Origin of the sequence: Okeania sp. SIO2B3 (assembly GCF_010672525.1) — a bacterium.
Lineage (GTDB): Bacteria > Cyanobacteriota > Cyanobacteriia > Cyanobacteriales > Microcoleaceae > Okeania.
Genome location: NZ_JAAHGH010000004.1, coordinates 134,225 through 152,006, shown reverse-complemented (window position 1 = coordinate 152,006; position 17,782 = coordinate 134,225). Strand labels below are relative to the sequence as shown.

Genomic DNA, 17,782 nt, shown 5'->3' with positions numbered 1-17,782 from the left:
ATAATTAAGGCGTTGGTGAATCAAGCTATGAAACCTAAATTTTGCCAAATATAAAATGCTTTTTAGTTAATAGTTTAGCAATTGCCATTAAAGCACAATCATAGCCAAAATCACCAACACCATAATTAATAACTGGAGAGAACAAAGGTTCTCCTAAACGCTATTTGAAATCGGGTTATATCAAATCTGGTTGCGGGCAAGATGCCCGCACTACATATCCTAACTACTCCCTACTCCCTACTCCCTACTCCCTAAATAAATAATTATGTTACCAAAAGAAGAACTTCTCAAAGGAATTGAAAATCGCGAAACTATTACTCGCATCATTGATCTAGCAGAACAAGCTATCAGAACTTGGGAAATTACTCAGAGTGATTTTTTGTCACCGCCAGAAATATTTGAGTCGGAAGCAATTTTTCAAAAGTTGACAGAAGTAGAGTTAGTTTCCTGGGGTGGTTATCCTCAAGCTGAACGAAAAAGATTAGCGATCGCTCGTTCAGATTTACCTATTGATACTTCGAGTGTGGAATTAACAGCGATTAATATTGAGGGCAATTTTCTGTTTGATACTGCTACTCACCGAGATTTTCTTGGTTCGATGTTAGGTACGGGAATTATCAGAGAAAAAACGGGGGATATTATTGTTTTGGGAGAACGTGGCGCTCAGGTAATAGTAGTACCTGAATTGGTGGAGTATTTAGAAATGAATCTGCAACAAGTTCGGTCTGTTCCTGTGAAAGTTAAACCTTTAGAATTGAGTGATTTAAGAATAAGAGAACCGAAAAAGAAAGAGTTAACAACTGTGGAAGCTTCTATGAGATTAGATGCAGTTGCTTCTGCTGGTTTTGGAATGTCTCGCAGTAAAATGGTTGGTTTTATTGAAGGGGGAGATGTGCGGGTAAATTGGAAAGAAGTTAGTCAGGCAAGTTATACGGTAAAAACTGGAGATTTAATTGCTATTCGGGGTAAAGGAAGGTTAGAAGTAGGGGATGTTGCGATTACGAAAAAAGAACGTTATCGGGTTAATTTGACACGGTATGTTTAGGTTGAAGAAGGAGTCAGGAGACAGGAGACAGGAGTCAGGAGGGAAGAAGAAGCAAGAGGAGAAGAAGGTTGTGTAGGTTGGGTTGACATCAGGTTAGCGGAGCTTATCCGGAGGATAAACCCAACAAAAATAAATATCTCAGGACTTACGCAAATTAACATTGAAAATTCCATATGTAGGGGCGTTTGCGGAGCATGACCTTAGGAAATGGCATTCGCCCTCACTAGATTTAGTATCCGTGCGTAAGTCCTGATATTATGAAAATTATCTACAATGGCAAAAGACATTTTCCATCAACAGGTTAAAAATGCTCTAATCAAGGATGGATGGAATATCACCCACGATCCTTTGACAATTCAGATTAGTGAAGCTATCAAATTACAAATAGATTTGGCAGCAGAAAATGCTATTGCAGTAGAAAGAGGTTCTGAAAAAATTGCTGTAGAAATTAAAAGCTGGCGTTGCAGACTCAGATATTAGCTCATTTCATACTGCATTGGGACAATATCTTAACTATTGTCAAGCACTTGAAGAACAGGAAGCAGATCGAATTGTTTATTTAGCTATTCCTGTGGAAACTTATCAAGATTTTTTTCAGCTTCCTTTTATCCAACGTTCTCTGAAACGTTATCAAGTCAAACTGATTATTTATAATCCTAAATTGGAGGTGATTTCTGAATGGATAAATTAGAACAATATCGACAATTTGTTCAGGAAATTTTGAGTTCACACGCAGAAATAGCAAATACTAATAATACAGTAAAAGATGAATTAATATTTGATACAGAACGTGACCATTATCAACTAGCTTATGTAGGTTGGCAAGGGGATAAACGAGTATTTGGTCCTGTGATGCACTTTGATATTATAGATGGCAAAATTTGGATTCAATATAATGGTACGGAAGAGTCTGTTGCTGAGAGATTAGAGCAGATGGGTGTACCTACTTCAGATATAGTTATCGGTTTTCATTCTGCTTTTAAGCGTCAATTTACTCGTTATGGGAAAAACTGAACGTAAGCATTTAGCTATTTAGCACAAGTGTAGGTTTGGTTGACGTCAGGTTAGCGGAGCTTATCCGGAGGATAAACCCAACAAAAATAGGGCGTTGCTTTCTGGGTATGATGCAGAGCTAGCCGAGCAAGCCAATTTTGGGGGGAATAAAATTCTAAAAGTCCCCCAATTTTGGGGGATGCGCGGGGGCTTGACCAGAAGCAAACAATCGCGCATTCATACTTCAATTCAACAACGCCAAAAATAGATATCTCTAAACATAAAGAAGGAGACGGGAGACAGGAGACAGGAGACAGGAGGGAAGAAAAAGCAAGAGGAATTGAACCTATTTTGTTATCAACAAATCATTAGAAATCAAGATTATTTTTAATTTATCAACTAATGTCAGAATCTACAGATAAATCCAACAAAATTATTACTGTCGGAGACCAAGCAACAACAGAAGATGAACTTGGTTTTGCTCCTTATGTGATAGCTATGGCTGAATTTTTAACTAATGAAAATACAAAACCTCCACTGACTATTTCTATCGAAGGTGAATGGGGTAGTGGTAAATCTTCTTTTATGAAACAGTTGGAAAAGGAGATTTTTAAGAAGTCTGAAGAATTAGATCAAAAAGATTTAGTAGAGGTTTGGCATAAAATTAAAGAAGACCAGATTATTTTCAGCAATCTATCAGATATTGGTAAATTTATTAGATTAGGATTTAAACAAAAAACACAAACTGTTTGGTTTAATGCTTGGCGACATGAAAAATCAGAGTCACTTTGGGCGACTTTTGCTCTTTCTTTTTTGGAAGAGTTATCTAAAAATCGTAATATTCCTGATTTTTTCTATAATTTATACAGTCGGTTTCAGCTATTTATTTATCGTTTAAATTTTAAAGATAAACCGTTTAAAGCTATTCAGACTTTAGTGATGGTTTCGTTGATTTCTAGTATTACTGTAGCTATTCCAATTGTATACTGGAAATTTGGCTTTGAGGGAATTTATCAGTTGTCTGAAAATTTGGCTGACATTCTGAAATCGGATTCAAAGGAGGAAGATAAAAGTCAAAAGGAAGATGCTGAAACAACTAATAATGAGACAGAGGAAAATAATAATCAAGATTCAGAATCAACGAATAATGAAGATGCAAATAATCTTTCTTTAAATATTTTGTTACAACTGGTTGGAATTAGTAGTTCTGCTGCTGGAATAGGAAAAATTTTGGGAATAATAAGAGATTTAATTGGCGACCCGAAAATGGATTTAACTCAATATCTTGAGTCTCCTGATTATGAAAAGAAAGTTGCTTTTATTGAAAAGTTTCACGAAGATTTCTCGAAAATTGTTGGTGCTTATGTAGGTAAAGATGAGAAAATTTATGTTTTTATTGATGACCTTGACCGTTGTGAATTAGGTAAAGCTGCCGATCTATTGCAAGGTCTAAATATGATGATTCCTGATGACCCAAATTTGATTTTTATTTTGGGAATGGATCGGGAAAAGGTGGCAGCATCTATAACTTTTAAACAAAAAAATGTGATTCCTTTTCTAGCTTCAATTGCTAAAGAAAATCAAGAGTTGGAAAATGGAAATGATAGGTCGATCAAACAAGTAGACTATGGTTTTAGTTTTCTGGAAAAGTTTGTGCAATTATCATTCTCTGTTCCTGAATCTTCTCCAAATACGTTAAATAATTTTCTGGAAAAAGTATCTGAAAATCAGAGAAAAATAGAAAATTACGAAAAAAAATACCTTTTTGGGATTCTTTATAGTTTAATTGCCAAAATTTTCAACAGATATTCTTCACCACAAGAAGAGGCAGAAGCAGAAGTAAGAGAATCTGCAATTTTAGAGCAAATATCAGAATTTCAAGAAACAGAGATTTCCTATACAGAATTACCTATTTTCCCAGTTATTGAAAAAGACTTAGAACCAGAAAATCTTGCTAACCTGATCGAAATAGTTGCTCCTTTTTTTGATAATAACCCCCGTCGCTTAAAACAATATGTTAATGCCCTGACATTAAAAACTTATATTGCTTATTATTCTATTGGAGTTACTTTTGCTGAGAGACAAACGATAACTATAGAACAGATAGGTAAGTTTACTGCACTAACACTTAAATACCCCCGTCTTCTTGTTGAACTTAAAAATAATAATCAACTACTTGCTGAGTTAGAAAAATCTGCTATCGATCGATATTCTCAGGTAAATAACTCAATAATGCCATTAAAGGACAAAGGAAATGCAAATTATTGGATTAATAATTACCCAAAAATTCAACAGTTACTTTGCTCTAAAATGACATCAAATAATAATGACAAAAAGTATATTTTTGAAAATGGAGCGGTTAAAAAGCTACTGCAAGTTTCATCACAAGGGATATCTCCTAAATATTTCAAGCTTCGTGAGTTACTAGCAGCAGGTAAGTGGAAAGAAGCTAATGATGAAACTTTTGATCTCATACTTCAGGCAAATAAAATTAAAAAATACTTATCAGCTTGGAGAGAAATAATAGTAGGGTTTGTTCCAGCAGCTTTATTAGGAGCAGTAGTGGGAGTAAGAGTGGCGATATGGAGAGGATTATTAGAAGTTTCAGTATTAGTATTAGGGTTAGCAGGAGTAGGGGGATTATTATGTGCATTAATAGAAAAAGCAGAAGGAGTGAAAAGAGTAAAGAAAGCAAAAATGGAAGTGGAATTTAGTGAATCTCTGCCTTCAGGAATATTAGCAGGAGCAGTATCTGGATTTATGGTAGGATACGGAGTAGCCGCAGGAGTAGCATTAACAGTAAGAGCAGCAGTACCAGGAGCAATAGCAGGAGTAGTAGGAGGAGGAGCAATAGTAGGATACGGAGTAATACAAATGTACAGATTTCCATTATTGCGCTTAAGCTTAAGCGACTTTGAATACTCACAATACTCAAAAGCCATTGAAAACTTCTCTTCTGATGACCTTCGTACTATCGATCAACTTTGGGTGAAATATAGCGGGGGTAAATTTGGCTTCAGTGTTCAAAAGAAAATTTACCGTAAGAAGGATAAGACAAAAAACTCGCCAATAGAGGTTTTGAATAATTTTTGCGAAAATTTGGGTTGGCAAAAGCAGGAGGGGTGGTCATCATATAAAGACCTTAACTTAGAATTAGACGGTGTACTGCCGTGTTTATGGACTGCCGAAATACCTAGTTTAGAAACAAAACAAAAGAAAGAGCAAAAAAATCTCTTAATCACAAATATAAATTCAGATAAAGGAATAAAAGAAAAAGTCTTAAAATTGTACTTAGATATTCTCCGCAAAAACTTGTAGAAAAAAGTAAATTAAGTGCTTCAGCGGTCAACAAAAATTTAGATCCCCCCTAACCCCCCTTAATAAGGGGGGAACCGTTTCAAAAAGGAGGAGCTTTCAAAGTCCCCCTTTCTAAGTGGAATTTAGAGGGATCGTAAATGTACCTCATCTTTAATGATAAATGCTATCTTAAACATCTCCAATAATAAAAAATAAAATTAATTATTTCCTCCTACTTTGTACGGACGTTATATACAACATCTCTACCTAATTCCTACTACCTCTTTTTACTCCACAGGAAAACCTGTATATTTTCGTTTATAAGGAGCATGAAAAGCCAGAATAATATCTGATGAAGACACTCCTAAATCTACTAATTCACCCGCAATACCAATTTCCGTACCATCATGTTGTATCCAGATTTTTTCATTTTTAATATCTATTTGTAAAACACAACCTCATATTCTTTCATTGCCATCCCAACCAACATTTAAAAGTTGATAATGGTCGCGATCGCGGTCAAAAATTGTTTGTACTTCTACCTCTCCATAAGATGGTTTATATTGTCCGTATTCTTTAATTATTTGCTCAATATAATTTCTGTATTTTTCTAACTTTTCCATTCTATAATTATCTCCTACTCTACATTATAAATAATTAGTTTAAGACGTTGTTCCGTAATTACTCCTTGAGTAAATAGTAACCTAAACAGGACTTACGAAGAGACTCTGCATATAGCAAGGGCGAATACCATTCGCCCCTACAGATTGTTATTTGTAGCAAATATTTATCTAATTGATATAAATCAGTATTTTTACAGATATTTTTGCTCCTAAATAGTTAAGTAAAATTAATATTTTTTCTGATGATTTAACAATTTATTTCGGCTAAACTAGAAATAATGATATACTGGAGATTAAGTTATGCCACGTCTCTATAATTATGCTTACGAAATATTAAGCGAAGAAATCAAAAAATTATCCAAAGAAGATTTAACAGGGGAAATAGGCCAGAAAATCGTAATGAAACGATTAGAAAAATTACGGATGCAGTCTGGCGAACCTGTTAAATTAGAAGAATTACGACCATTGATTATAGACCAATATCCCACTTTTAGCGAAAAAGTTCTCAAACAAGCTGTAAAAGAAAACCATCCCACAGGAAAAGCCATATTATTTCAGTTAGGAGGTTTAGCTGTTTTGGGAGTAGCTGGTTTAGTTTGGGTAGCAAATTTACCTTATCCCATGATTCGTAGACCAGTAGCAAGTGTCGCACCAATGGTGTTATTACCTAGCTATATAAGTATGGATCGTAACTATCGAGAGGCGATCGCTAAAACTGAACAAGCAGACCAATTGATAAATAAAGCAACTTCTAGTGCTGATATTAATTTGGGGTCAGAGAGAGTTGCTGAAGCGCAAAAACACCTTGATGGTTTGCCAGTATGGTTTTTGGGTTATTATCCCCAACGATATTGCACCTTTTTTAGTTGTTCTTGGCAATTTACTGTAGATGAATTTGATAGGGCGAGAAAAAGAGTGGGGCAAATAGAAGCAAGGGCGTTTCAAGAGAAAAATGCTCAAAAATTGTTGACAGAAGCAGAGAAAACTATTACAACTGCTAAACAACAGTATGAGCAAGCGACAACGCCAACAGACAAACAACAAGCGATCGCTGACTGGCAAGCGGCAATAGATAAGTTAGAGCAAATTCCTCCTACTACTCTCGCCGGAAAAATGGTGAAACCAAAGTTAGCAGCGACAAAGCGAGATTTTCAAATAGAGGCGGGTTTAGCTAAGGGAAGTAAACTCAGTTTCACTTTTATGCAAGTGGCAAAACAATTTGGTATGCAAGCGGCTATAGCTGCCCAAAATGGACCCCATCCAGAGCAACAATGGCAAGTGGTCGCGAGTTTATGGGAACAAGCAATTAATCAATTACAGAAAATACCAGGAGATAACCCAGCTTATTTGGAAGCACAGACTAAACTGGGAGAATATCAGGTTAATTTAGCTAATGTCAAGATGCGGTTGCAAGCAGAAAAAGAGTCAAAAATAGCTTTTAAACAGGCTAAAAATTTAATTGCAGATTGGCAAAGATATGCTGTTGATAATACTTCTAATCGTGGTATACTGGCGAATAAAATTCAATTAATTATTAATCAGTTAGAGAATATTAAGCCAGGAACAACTTATTATAAAGAAGCTCAAGAGTTGTTGATATTTGCTAAGAATAAACAGAAAAATTTGTAATTTTACCAAGGATACACAACCGTTTTTTGCTATAAATAAATCAGGACTTACGCAAATCAACCTTGAAGACGCCATATGTAGGGGCGAATGGCATTCGCCCTCTTGATTTACTATCCGTGCGTAAATCCTGTAAATATCTCCGGAAAAAAGGAAGTAGGGAGTAGGGAGTAGGGAATAGGGAGTAGGGAGTAGGGAAAAATAATTGATAATTTATGTGCAATAATTGATTTTATTTTTGATTATCACCAGATGTCTAATAAATATTAGGTAGGGGATATTTGGAAATCATCTACCTATTTTTATATCCAGTTTGTTTAATTACAATTACAGCAGTTTTCATTTGGGTAGACCACAGTAGGGACGTTCCATGGAACGTCCCTACAAGGTTTGATGTGTGAAGATGTGGTTCATCAATTTGAAAGGGGAGGTGGGAAGATGGGGACTCACCCCTCCTAGACATTTTGTAGATGTTTATCTAGGATAGTCTATATTTTTTGGTGTTAGCAAGCAACAGCTACTGAACCTATATTTTTAGGGTGACAATTATAAAACACAATTCTTAACAGACAATTATTGTTAGGATGTGTTACAAGAAGAATTAAAATACTACAAAAAAAATCTATAGCTATTAGGAGCATAGAAATTCATGTCTGCAACCATACCAACTATAACTGGATTATACATTCTATCCTCAGAAGAGAAACTGACTTTTCCGCTCAAACACACGGAAGTTAAGGCCAAAATAGCGGGCAACCTATCCAGGGTAGAAGTTACTCAACAATTTGAAAACCCATTCACCGAACCCCTAGAAGCAACTTATGTCTTCCCACTACCAGACGAAGCAGCAGTCGATGAAATGGAAATCAAAATCGGCGATCGCTTAATCAAAGGCAATATCAAAAAACGAGAAGAAGCAAAAAAAATCTATCAACAAGCTAAACAACAAGGTCGCACTGCGGGGTTACTCGAACAACAGCGCGATAATATTTTCACTCAGTCTCTGGCAAATATTAAACCAGGGGAACAAATAGATGTGATTATTCGCTATACAGACTCCCTCAAATTTGAAGGTGGGGACTATGAATTTGTGTTTCCCATGGTAGTCGGACCTCGCTATATTCCCGGAACACCTATAGATGGAAGTGGCGATACAGACCAAGTTCCCGATGCTAGTCAAATTACACCGCCAATAGTTCCCCCGGCGACTCGTTCAGGACATGATATTGGTATGACAGTAGAAATAGACTGTGGGATGCCAATTTTCCAGGTTAATTCTACATCCCACCAAATTCAAACATCTGAGCGAAGAGAAATTGTTACGGTTAAATTAGGAAATGAAGACACCATCCCAAATAAAGACTTCATTCTCCGCTATCAAGTTGCTAGCAATCATACCAAAGCAACAGTATTAACTCAAGCAGACCAACGTGGCGGATATTTTGCCGTTTATCTAATTCCCGCTTTACGGTATCGCAGTGATGAAATTGTGCCGAAAGATGTTGTTTTCCTGATGGATACTTCCGGTTCCCAAAGGGGAGAACCATTGTTGAAATGTCAGGAATTGATGCGCCGTTTTATTCACGGACTTAACCCCAACGACACTTTCACAATTATCGACTTTGCCAATACTGCCAGAAAACTGTCAGAACAACCTCTACCGAATACACCTAAAAATATTGCCACTGCAATTAACTATATCAACAGATTAACTGCAAATGGTGGCACTGAATTACTTAATGGCATCCAGGAAGTTTTGCAATTTCCGCCTCCACCTGCGGGAAGACTACGGAGTATTGTGATGTTGACCGATGGTTATATTGGCAATGAAAAGGCAGTATTGGCAGAAGTGCAAGACAAACTCCAACCAGGCAACCGACTTTATAGTTTTGGTGTGGGTAGTTCGGTAAATCGATATTTGATTAACCGTTTGGCAGAAATTGGGCAGGGTATTGCTAGGGTTGTACGACAGGATGAACCGACTGAGGAAGTAGCAGAGAAATTTTTTCAGCAAATTAATAATCCAGTATTGACTCAAATTGAGGTTGAGTGGAATGGTTGGGGTGAAGTACCAGAAATTTATCCGGTGACAACTCCAGATTTGTTTGCCGAGCAACCTTTGGTTTTATTTGGGTACAAACAGGATGCTGTAGGAGGTGAGTTACAGGTTAATGGTATTGCTGCTGGTGGGGAAATTTATCAGCAGACTTTCGATATTCATTTTGCTGAGAGTGGTAATATGGCAGTTGCTCAAATTTGGGCCAGGCAAAAGATTAAGCATTTGATGAATCAGATGTTTGATTATGATAAGAAGTCGATGGTAAAGGAGGTGACGGAGACTGCTTTAAGTTATCAATTGTTGTCAGAATATACGGCGTTTGTTGCGGTGAGTCAAGAGGTGCGAGTTGAACCTGGTGGTAAGAGTATTTCGATGGAAGTTCCTGTGGAAATGGCAGAGGGAGTGAGTTATGAGGGAATTTTTGGTGCAGCATCTCCAATACCTCAAGTACACAAATATGCAGCTCACAGTATGTCATATTCAAATGCTAGCCTAAAGAAGCGATCAAGTAAAAATATACAAGCATCAGCACCTCAAGCAACAAATTGGATGGAGCAAGAAATGGAAAGAGCGATTACAATTCCCGAAACAATTGAATTGTCTTACGATCTCGGCGCAGGTGATTTTATCGATTCCGGTATGTATGAAGAAGATGATATCGATCTCTTTTCAGATGCAGATGATGATATCGTTCTAGACGATATAGATGAAGAAGTTTCAAGCAAGTCAACTGATGCTCCTTTGGAAATTATCCAAGTTATCGGGTTAGATGCAGCAGGGCAAAAAAATCTGCAACAGCATCTACAGAATGTGAATTTACCGCCAAATATTCATGGTGAAATAGTTTTGGAATTGCAGGTAAAAGGCGATCGCGTACTTCGAGTAATTTTAGATGATGAAGTTTCCACTTTGAAGGATAAAAAAATTGTAGAGGAAATTAAGCGATCGCTATTAAAATGGCGTGTTCCCTCTGCTGCAAATAAGATTCAGATTACAATCAAAGTTAGTTCCTAATATTAAGAAGTTGGGGGATAGAAAAAGTCTATTCCCCAATTTAGAATGCAGAGAAAAATTCGTCTAATTGCCAAGATATTAAAGGCAAAATTTGTCTAGTTAAATTGACAAAAAATTATCCTGATCTACCCAATTATACCAATTTCATAAAATATTGCAAAGCGTGACGACACAGGGAACAGGGAACAGGGAACAGGCAACAGGGAAAGAAAAACATAAATATTCAAGAGGAAAAAAGGTGAAAATTTTAGAATTTATGGAATTTATAATTTTTTCTTTTAGGAATAAATCACAAATTAAGATGTAACTACCTTTTTTGAATTTGGTATTAGATCATGTCCGCTTACAGCGCTTTTCAAATTGATGAACCACATATTCACAAGCAAAACCCTGTAGGGACGTTCCATGGAACGTCCCTACTGTGTTCTACCCAAATGAAAACCGCTGTAATAGCCCGATAGAAAAGAGTTCCGCTTACGCGGCCAAAAACTTTCTTCTTGTTTTTTCCTCCTGACTCCTGACTCCTGACTCCTGACTCCTCCTTATAAACTGCTCAACAAGACATGATATTACTCTGGCAATATCTCAGTGACAGTTTCATAAAAGTTAGTTTCTGGTGGTTTAGCAAATAAATGTGACATTTGTTCCAATGCCGCTTTATAAGCATCAGTTTGATTAGCATCCATATCTTCAACGCCTTCCCAAAAAATAACGGCAATACCTTTATCTGTTCCTGGCAACTGCAATAAATAAGCTCCCTTAAAACCTTCGTTATAGCTAGCAACTGCTTTTTCATAAAGTTCTCTTGCTTCTTCAAACTTTCCTGGTTTAAATTCTCCCAAGGCAACATAAGCATATTTATGCTTCAAAAAATCCATAAAATCAGACATTTTTTCTCCTGATAGATAGGGTTTAATAGCAAATCAAAAGTCAAAAATAAGACTTCTTAACTTGATTAACTTTTTAGTTTGTCTGTGAATTTTATCACCAGACATAACTATTGAAGAAGGGATCGTGTAGTATCCGGATAATTAGGGTTTGCGCTTCACTAGTCTTTTAGTAGGGGTAGGAGACAACCCACCCTTAGCCCCTCCCCCTCCTGGGAGGGGGAGACAGGAGACAACCCACCCTTAGCCCCTCCCACTCCCAGGAGGGGAGAAATGGCTCGGGAGCGAGGAGGTAGGAGCGGGCGTTTTGTCCCAAAATTGTTCTGCCCAACTATGCGCCTAAAATACTAACTTTTTGGGCGTGAAGAGCTGAAAACCAGGTACTTTTTTCGACCATAAAAAGGCTAAAGTCTTTATTCGTTCTTGCCATACCCTTAATAGATCGCTATTCAGTTTACTGCGAGTCATTTCATCTAAAGCTCCAAAAGGTTCATCCATCAAAACAATTTTTGGCTGAGTTACTAATGCTCTAGCAATAGAAACTCGCATCTTCATACCACCTGATAATTGTCGTGGATAAGAACGTTCAAAACCATCTAATCCTACTAAATTAATTGCTTCTTGTACTATTGTTCGAGATTCTCTGAGAGATTTTCCTGTTAATTTTAGAGGTAAATTTACGTTATCAATGACGTTAGACCAAGGCATTAAAGTTGGTTCTTGAAAGACAAAAGCTAATTCATTTTTATCCCGGTCTATATTTGATTCAATTTTTCCTGAACTAACTTCGCTTAATTTTGATATTAATCGCAATACTGTACTTTTTCCACAGCCAGAGGGACTAACAAAAGTTACAAATTTACCATGATTAATTGTAAAACTTATGTCTTGCAAAGCAATAGTTTTATTAGGATAAATCTTATTTACATGATGAAAGGAAACAGCAGGATTATTAGGATTATTCATGTCGAAATCTAATATGATTGTGCTTTATTACTGTAAGCATTCAGCTAAATGCTTACTTCTTACTTTTTTTGAGTCTAGCATAAACCTCAATTATTTTCATGTGATAAAAATGCTTTTTTGTGTCAAATGATATGAGAATTATTCATTCTGAAAGTAAGTATCTACAACATTTTTTTTAGCATAGTCAAATACTATTTTATTTTTAGATTAATATCTGTACTGAGGGAAGATAAAATAAAATATATTTGTGTGTTTGAGCAGTCAATCTAAAAATAATTTTTTCTACCTATAAGCTGACTATCAAATAGAAATACCTAGACAGAATTGATTAACGAAGAATTAAGGTTTAAAGCCTCTCTTTTAAAGGAGAAAAAACGGTCGATGGATGGGGAGTTATCCTCATCAATCCTCTTCTTTTCAAGGAGAGATAATTATTAATTCTTAATTGTTGAACGACTCTAATTTTATGTAAATTTTGTAGTAAAAAATTTTCAATACCTTGTTCTATATTTTAGCCAACTGATTTCATCTTAAACTCATATTTAAGTGGCAATATAGCGCTACGCGCAAGTCAGAAGTCAGAAGTAATATCATGTTCGGTTGAATACTTATAAATAACTGTCGCGAGTCCTCAGGAGTCAGGAGGGAAGAAAGGAGAAAAAGAAGAAATATTAGAGAACATTCAATAATGAATAATGAATAATGAATAATGAATAATGAATAATGAATAATGAATAATGAATAATGAATAATTACCTCTCCTTGAAAAGAAGAGGATTGACTAATAATGAAAATTTTTTTTTATTATCCCCTTAAAAGGGGAGGCTTTAAACCACAATTTTTCGGTAAAAAGAATTTCATGATTTTTTTAGTACCGTCGGTACTGTGAGTCCTTAAATTTTATTTATAACTAACCTGTCCGTTAGCGTAGCTCCCCCGGAGGGGGAACATGATATAACCCCTGACTGAGTTTGAGTGTTTATAATTGCCTTAACCTATTTGCGTAGTGCTATACATTTATATAGTAATCTTATTTGAGTTGCGAGATATTGTAGATTTTAGGAAATAGGGAATAGGAAACAGGTATGGGAGAAACACCGAAGCAATAAAACGATAGCGAATGATTTAAGATTGCTATGTTAGAGAATAAAAAGATATTAGAAAACATACAAATTGCCCTGTGTAGTAATTTTTTATTATCAGCAAAATAATAATGAATAAATGTCAAAAATTATGGCAAATATAACCCTTAAAAAAAATAGAAAATGATGAGTATTTTCTACTCAATAGGTAAACTGAGTGTAAGCATTTCCTGCGGAATGCTGCGCAAACAGCCATCAGTTATTAGCTATTAATGAGAGGGGGAGGTAAAAGCAATTGATAGATTGAGAGAGAATTAAAAGTTGCTATCAAACTACACTCCTTTAACCTTAGTAAAAATTATTCATTATTTGCGCTCTAGCTGACTGCTAATAGCTGAATGCTGACAACTGAATAATAATCGGACTAGAAATACTAATCAGATAATTAACCCACTAGAAAGAAAAGAAAATCAGAAGAATTTTAACGCTCGATAAGTTTGAGCTGTATAACATTAGATCAAAGAGTTAATCTTCCTTACAAATATTGAGGTTGTTGTGATGGAAACTATTCGTATTCGTCTACAGGGAATGAGTTGCGCTTCTTGTGCAAATAGAGTTGAAAAAGCAATTAAAGAAGTATCAGGAGTTATGGAATGTAATGTTAATTTTGCCCTCTCTCAAGCTACAGTTTCTTATAATTCTCAAAAAACTAATTTAACTCATATTCAAGAATCTGTAAGAGAAGCTGGTTATCATGCTTTTGCAGAATCTGAACCAGAAGAAGATACTGAAAAAAAAGCTAGGGAAGCTGAAGAAAAAGAGTTAATTCGTAAAGTTATTTTGGGGGGAATTATTAGTAGTTTCTTATTCATTGGTTCCCTACCTGCAATGACAGGATTACATATTCCTTTTTTTCCTAGTTGGCTGCATAATTCTTGGGTGCAATTATTTTTGAGTTTACCTGTACAGTTATGGTGTGGTCAAAGCTTTTTTATTGGAGCATTTAAAGCATTTAAACATCATACTGCTGATATGAATACTTTAGTTGCTTTAGGAACAGGTGCTGCTTATTTATATTCTTTATTTGCTACTTTTAACCCCAATTTCTTTATTACTCAAGGCTTAAAACCAGAAGTGTATTATGAAGCTTCATCAGTTATTATTACCCTTCTACTTTTAGGAAAATTATTGGAAAATCGTGCTAGAGGAAAAACTTCAGAAGCTATTCGTAAGTTAATGGGTTTACAAGCAAAAACCGCTAGAGTTATTCGTAATGGAAAAGAGAGTGATATTCCTATTCAAGAAGTAGCAGTAGAAGATGTAATTTTAGTCCGTCCTGGGGAAAAAATTCCTGTAGATGGTGAAGTTGTAGAAGGAGAATCTTCTATTGATGAATCTATGGTGACAGGTGAAGCAATTCCTGTGAAAAAACAACTAGGAGATGAAGTAATTGGAGCAACAATTAATAAAACAGGAAGTTTTAAATTTAAAGCCACAAAAGTTGGTAAAGATACAGTATTAGCCCAAATTGTACAGTTAGTAAAAGATGCTCAAGGTAGTAAAGCACCTATTCAAAAATTAGCAGATAAAATAACTGGATGGTTTGTTCCCGCAGTAATTGCTATTGCTATTTTTACCTTTATTATTTGGTTTAATACCATGGGAAATGTAACTCTTGCCATGATTACTACGGTAGGAGTTTTAATTATTGCTTGTCCTTGTGCCTTGGGTTTAGCTACTCCCACTTCAATTATGGTTGGTACTGGAAAAGGAGCAGAAAATGGAGTGTTAATTAAAGGTGCAGATAGCTTAGAATTAGCACATGAATTAACTACCATTGTCTGTGATAAAACCGGAACAATTACTCAAGGAAAACCTAGTGTTACTAACTATATTACGGTTAAAGGTGTCGCTAATAATAACGAAATGGAACTATTAGCAATAGCTGCTGCTTTAGAAAAAAATTCAGAACATCCTTTAGCGGAAGCTGTTGTTAATTATGCTCAATCTCAAGGAGTACAAAATCCTTTGCCTGAAGTGACTAATTTTGAAGCAGTAGCAGGAATGGGAGTACAGGGAAATGTATCAGGAAAGTTGGTACAAATTGGTACACAAAGATGGATGGATGAGTTGAAAATTGATACTCAAACTTTACAATTAAATCGTCAACAATGGGAAAGTGAAGCAAAAACTACTGCTTTAATAGTTATTGACGGAAAAATTGAAGGTTTAATTGGAATTGCTGATGCAATTAAACCATCTTCTGGGGATGTAGTTAAAGCTCTACAAAAAATGGGATTAGAAGTAGTAATGTTAACAGGAGATAATCAAAAAACAGCAGAAACGATCGCCTCTGAAGTCGGTATTAAAAGAATTTTTGCTGAAGTACGTCCCGACCAAAAAGCTAATATTATTCAATCTATTCAACAAGAAAGAAATAGTTCAAAACAAAAACATAAAATCGTCGCGATGGTAGGAGATGGAATTAATGATGCTCCAGCATTAGCTCAAGCAGATGTAGGAATTGCTATTGGTACAGGTACAGATGTGGCAATGTCAGCTAGTGATTTAACTTTAATTTCTGGAGATTTATGGGGAATTGTTACGGCAATTCAACTCAGTCATGCCACTATGAAAAATATTCGTCAAAATCTATTTTTTGCCTATATTTATAATGTTTTGGGTATTCCTATTGCTGCGGGTATTTTATATCCCTTTTTTGGTTGGTTATTAAATCCAATGATTGCTGGTGCAGCAATGGCTTTTAGTTCTGTTTCTGTAGTAAGTAATGCTTTGCGTTTAAGGAAATTTAGACCCAAAGTTAATCTATAGAAATATAGGAATTCAATATATGGAAATGTTTCATGAAATTTCAGAACTTAAATAAGTAACTTAAATTAGAACAGAAAATAGTTGTGGAAAAGAAATAGTAAATTTTGAACAAATCTTACTAAAATAGAAACCTGCACAAAAGATATTTGGCGTAGATATTTTAAAAAATCCTGAAACTAGGAAAACAAAAGTATCAAACCTATTTTTTGTGACTCAGACTCGATACAATGGCCTTAATAATATGGACTACTCAGGTTTCTTCTCCAATACTCTTCTCTAACATAGGAGTATTAGAACTTTTTTTCTTTACTCTCAATACTTACTCTTAAATTTTTATAATTTAATGTGTTATATCATGTCCGTTTGTGACAAAAAACTGCCTTCTCCTTTTCCTTCTTTTTCTCTCCTGACTCCTGACTCTTGAGGACTCCGTAGTTATTTATAAGTATTTAACCGGATATGATATTACATTTCGTCGTGCGAAATGTAGGATTTAAGATTTGTAGAAATAATTATAGACCACTAAATATGCAAAATCCATATATTATTATTCTTGCAATGTCAGATTTTCTAGTTTAGGTTTATGTTTGAAAAATCAAGATAACTTTGAGTGAAGAATAGGTCATGTCCTCTAAAACTCTGGAATACTGACCATTAAGATTCACTCAAATGTTTATCATAACTACTTTAGTAATTGAAGGGACATCATTAAATTATGCAACAAGAAAAAGATACTACAAAAGAAGTAGGAGTAAGCCCTACAGAACCAGGTTCTCTAACTACAGTATCCAATTCTGAAGAAACATCCGACCAGTTCCAAGATATTAAAAACCAAGTCTTGGAAATATTATCAGAGCTACCAGCTATTGTATCTGGCTTCTTTGGACAATACCAGAAGCCAATTGTCACTCTTGGCTTAATTCTAGGAGTCATTGTTACTCTCAAGGTAATGTTGGCAGTAATCGAATCATTAAATGATATCCCACTGCTAGCCCCTACTTTCGAGTTAATTGGTATTATCTATTCTGGGTGGTTTATATATCGCTATCTACTTCGTGCTTCTAACCGCCAGGAGTTATCCGTAGAGCTTCAAGCTTGGAAAGAACAACTTTTAGGGGAAAAATCATCAAGTAAATAAAAAAAGCCCCAACAATTAAGACATTGGTTATTAATTTGAAATTACATTTTCAATAAATTAACCAATGTCTTAATTTTTTAACTACTTTATATAAATTCCCGCAGATTCTTCTGAGGAGTTGTAAATTGGTTAAAACCACGATTTTCACATTACCAGTATCATACCCTAGTCTGTATAGAACCCATTTGATAGCTATATAATTATGGTAGTCAAGTCTTTT

The 17,782-nt window shown here is 35.3% G+C and carries 11 protein-coding genes and 1 pseudogene; 9 read left to right on the top strand and 3 right to left on the bottom strand.

What is annotated here, in order from left to right; translation table 11 throughout:
- Positions 1-265 precede the first annotated feature (265 nt).
- The 5 genes from F6K15_RS04875 to F6K15_RS04860 all read left to right on the top strand — a co-directional run bounded on the left by F6K15_RS04875 (position 266) and on the right by F6K15_RS04860 (position 5,356).
- Positions 266-1,045, top strand: a complete 780-nt coding sequence (locus F6K15_RS04875; protein ID WP_293057785.1) for a photosystem II S4 domain protein — start codon at positions 266-268, stop codon at positions 1,043-1,045.
- A gap of 273 nt (positions 1,046-1,318) precedes the next feature.
- The gene (locus F6K15_RS38135) at positions 1,319-1,525 is read left to right on the top strand and encodes an element excision factor XisH family protein (RefSeq protein WP_363267293.1); all 207 of its coding nucleotides are present in this window, start codon (positions 1,319-1,321) and stop codon (positions 1,523-1,525) included.
- Positions 1,526-1,541: 16 nt separating this feature from the next.
- The gene (locus tag F6K15_RS38130; RefSeq protein WP_363267291.1) at positions 1,542-1,736 is read left to right on the top strand and encodes an element excision factor XisH family protein; all 195 of its coding nucleotides are present in this window, start codon (positions 1,542-1,544) and stop codon (positions 1,734-1,736) included.
- The gene (locus F6K15_RS04865; RefSeq protein WP_293057782.1) at positions 1,724-2,059 is read left to right on the top strand and encodes a XisI protein; all 336 of its coding nucleotides are present in this window, start codon (positions 1,724-1,726) and stop codon (positions 2,057-2,059) included. Before F6K15_RS38130 ends, F6K15_RS04865 begins: the two co-directional genes overlap by 13 nt.
- A gap of 381 nt (positions 2,060-2,440) precedes the next feature.
- On the top strand, positions 2,441-5,356 hold the full coding sequence (locus tag F6K15_RS04860) for a P-loop NTPase fold protein (RefSeq protein ID WP_293057779.1): 2,916 nt from the start codon (positions 2,441-2,443) through the stop codon (positions 5,354-5,356).
- A 266-nt stretch (positions 5,357-5,622) separates the two neighbouring features.
- Here the strand turns inward: F6K15_RS04860 and F6K15_RS04855 are convergent.
- Positions 5,623-5,958 (bottom strand): annotated as a pseudogene (locus tag F6K15_RS04855) (XisI protein).
- 300 nt (positions 5,959-6,258) lie between these two features.
- On the opposite strand from F6K15_RS04855, the gene F6K15_RS04850 reads away from it, so the two are divergent.
- Both F6K15_RS04850 and F6K15_RS04845 read left to right on the top strand, forming a co-directional pair.
- Positions 6,259-7,587, top strand: coding sequence for a hypothetical protein (locus F6K15_RS04850; RefSeq protein ID WP_293057776.1), 1,329 nt, complete (start codon positions 6,259-6,261; stop codon positions 7,585-7,587).
- A 646-nt stretch (positions 7,588-8,233) separates the two neighbouring features.
- On the top strand, positions 8,234-10,657 hold the full coding sequence (locus tag F6K15_RS04845) for a VIT domain-containing protein (RefSeq protein ID WP_293057773.1): 2,424 nt from the start codon (positions 8,234-8,236) through the stop codon (positions 10,655-10,657).
- Between the two features lie 569 nt (positions 10,658-11,226).
- On the opposite strand, the gene F6K15_RS04840 is transcribed toward F6K15_RS04845, so the two are convergent.
- Positions 11,227-11,547, bottom strand: a complete 321-nt coding sequence (locus F6K15_RS04840) for an antibiotic biosynthesis monooxygenase (protein ID WP_293057770.1) — start codon at positions 11,545-11,547, stop codon at positions 11,227-11,229.
- Between the two features lie 336 nt (positions 11,548-11,883).
- Complete coding sequence (locus F6K15_RS04835; RefSeq protein ID WP_293057767.1) at positions 11,884-12,510, bottom strand: ABC transporter ATP-binding protein; 627 nt, start codon at positions 12,508-12,510, stop codon at positions 11,884-11,886.
- A gap of 1,640 nt (positions 12,511-14,150) precedes the next feature.
- On the opposite strand from F6K15_RS04835, the gene F6K15_RS04830 reads away from it, so the two are divergent.
- Positions 14,151-16,424: a heavy metal translocating P-type ATPase gene (locus F6K15_RS04830; protein ID WP_293057764.1), complete on the top strand. Its 2,274-nt coding sequence runs from the start codon at positions 14,151-14,153 to the stop codon at positions 16,422-16,424.
- A gap of 715 nt (positions 16,425-17,139) precedes the next feature.
- On the top strand, positions 17,140-17,562 hold the full coding sequence (locus tag F6K15_RS04825) for a CAAD domain-containing protein (protein WP_293057761.1): 423 nt from the start codon (positions 17,140-17,142) through the stop codon (positions 17,560-17,562).
- The last annotated feature ends 220 nt before the right edge of the window (positions 17,563-17,782 follow it).

Bases quoted from the DNA above. Each gene is read 5' to 3' on its own strand.
- F6K15_RS38135 (WP_363267293.1), top strand. From the start codon at position 1,319: ATGGCAAAAGACATTTTCCATCAACAGGTTAAAAATGCTCTAATCAAG.
- F6K15_RS04835 (WP_293057767.1), bottom strand. From the start codon at position 12,510: ATGAATAATCCTAATAATCCTGCTGTTTCCTTTCATCATGTAAATAAG.
- F6K15_RS04865 (WP_293057782.1), top strand. From the start codon at position 1,724: ATGGATAAATTAGAACAATATCGACAATTTGTTCAGGAAATTTTGAGT.
- F6K15_RS04850 (WP_293057776.1), top strand. From the start codon at position 6,259: ATGCCACGTCTCTATAATTATGCTTACGAAATATTAAGCGAAGAAATC.
- F6K15_RS04845 (WP_293057773.1), top strand. From the start codon at position 8,234: ATGTCTGCAACCATACCAACTATAACTGGATTATACATTCTATCCTCA.
- F6K15_RS04860 (WP_293057779.1), top strand. From the start codon at position 2,441: ATGTCAGAATCTACAGATAAATCCAACAAAATTATTACTGTCGGAGAC.
- F6K15_RS04825 (WP_293057761.1), top strand. From the start codon at position 17,140: ATGCAACAAGAAAAAGATACTACAAAAGAAGTAGGAGTAAGCCCTACA.
- F6K15_RS04840 (WP_293057770.1), bottom strand. From the start codon at position 11,547: ATGTCTGATTTTATGGATTTTTTGAAGCATAAATATGCTTATGTTGCC.
- F6K15_RS04875 (WP_293057785.1), top strand. From the start codon at position 266: ATGTTACCAAAAGAAGAACTTCTCAAAGGAATTGAAAATCGCGAAACT.
- F6K15_RS04830 (WP_293057764.1), top strand. From the start codon at position 14,151: ATGGAAACTATTCGTATTCGTCTACAGGGAATGAGTTGCGCTTCTTGT.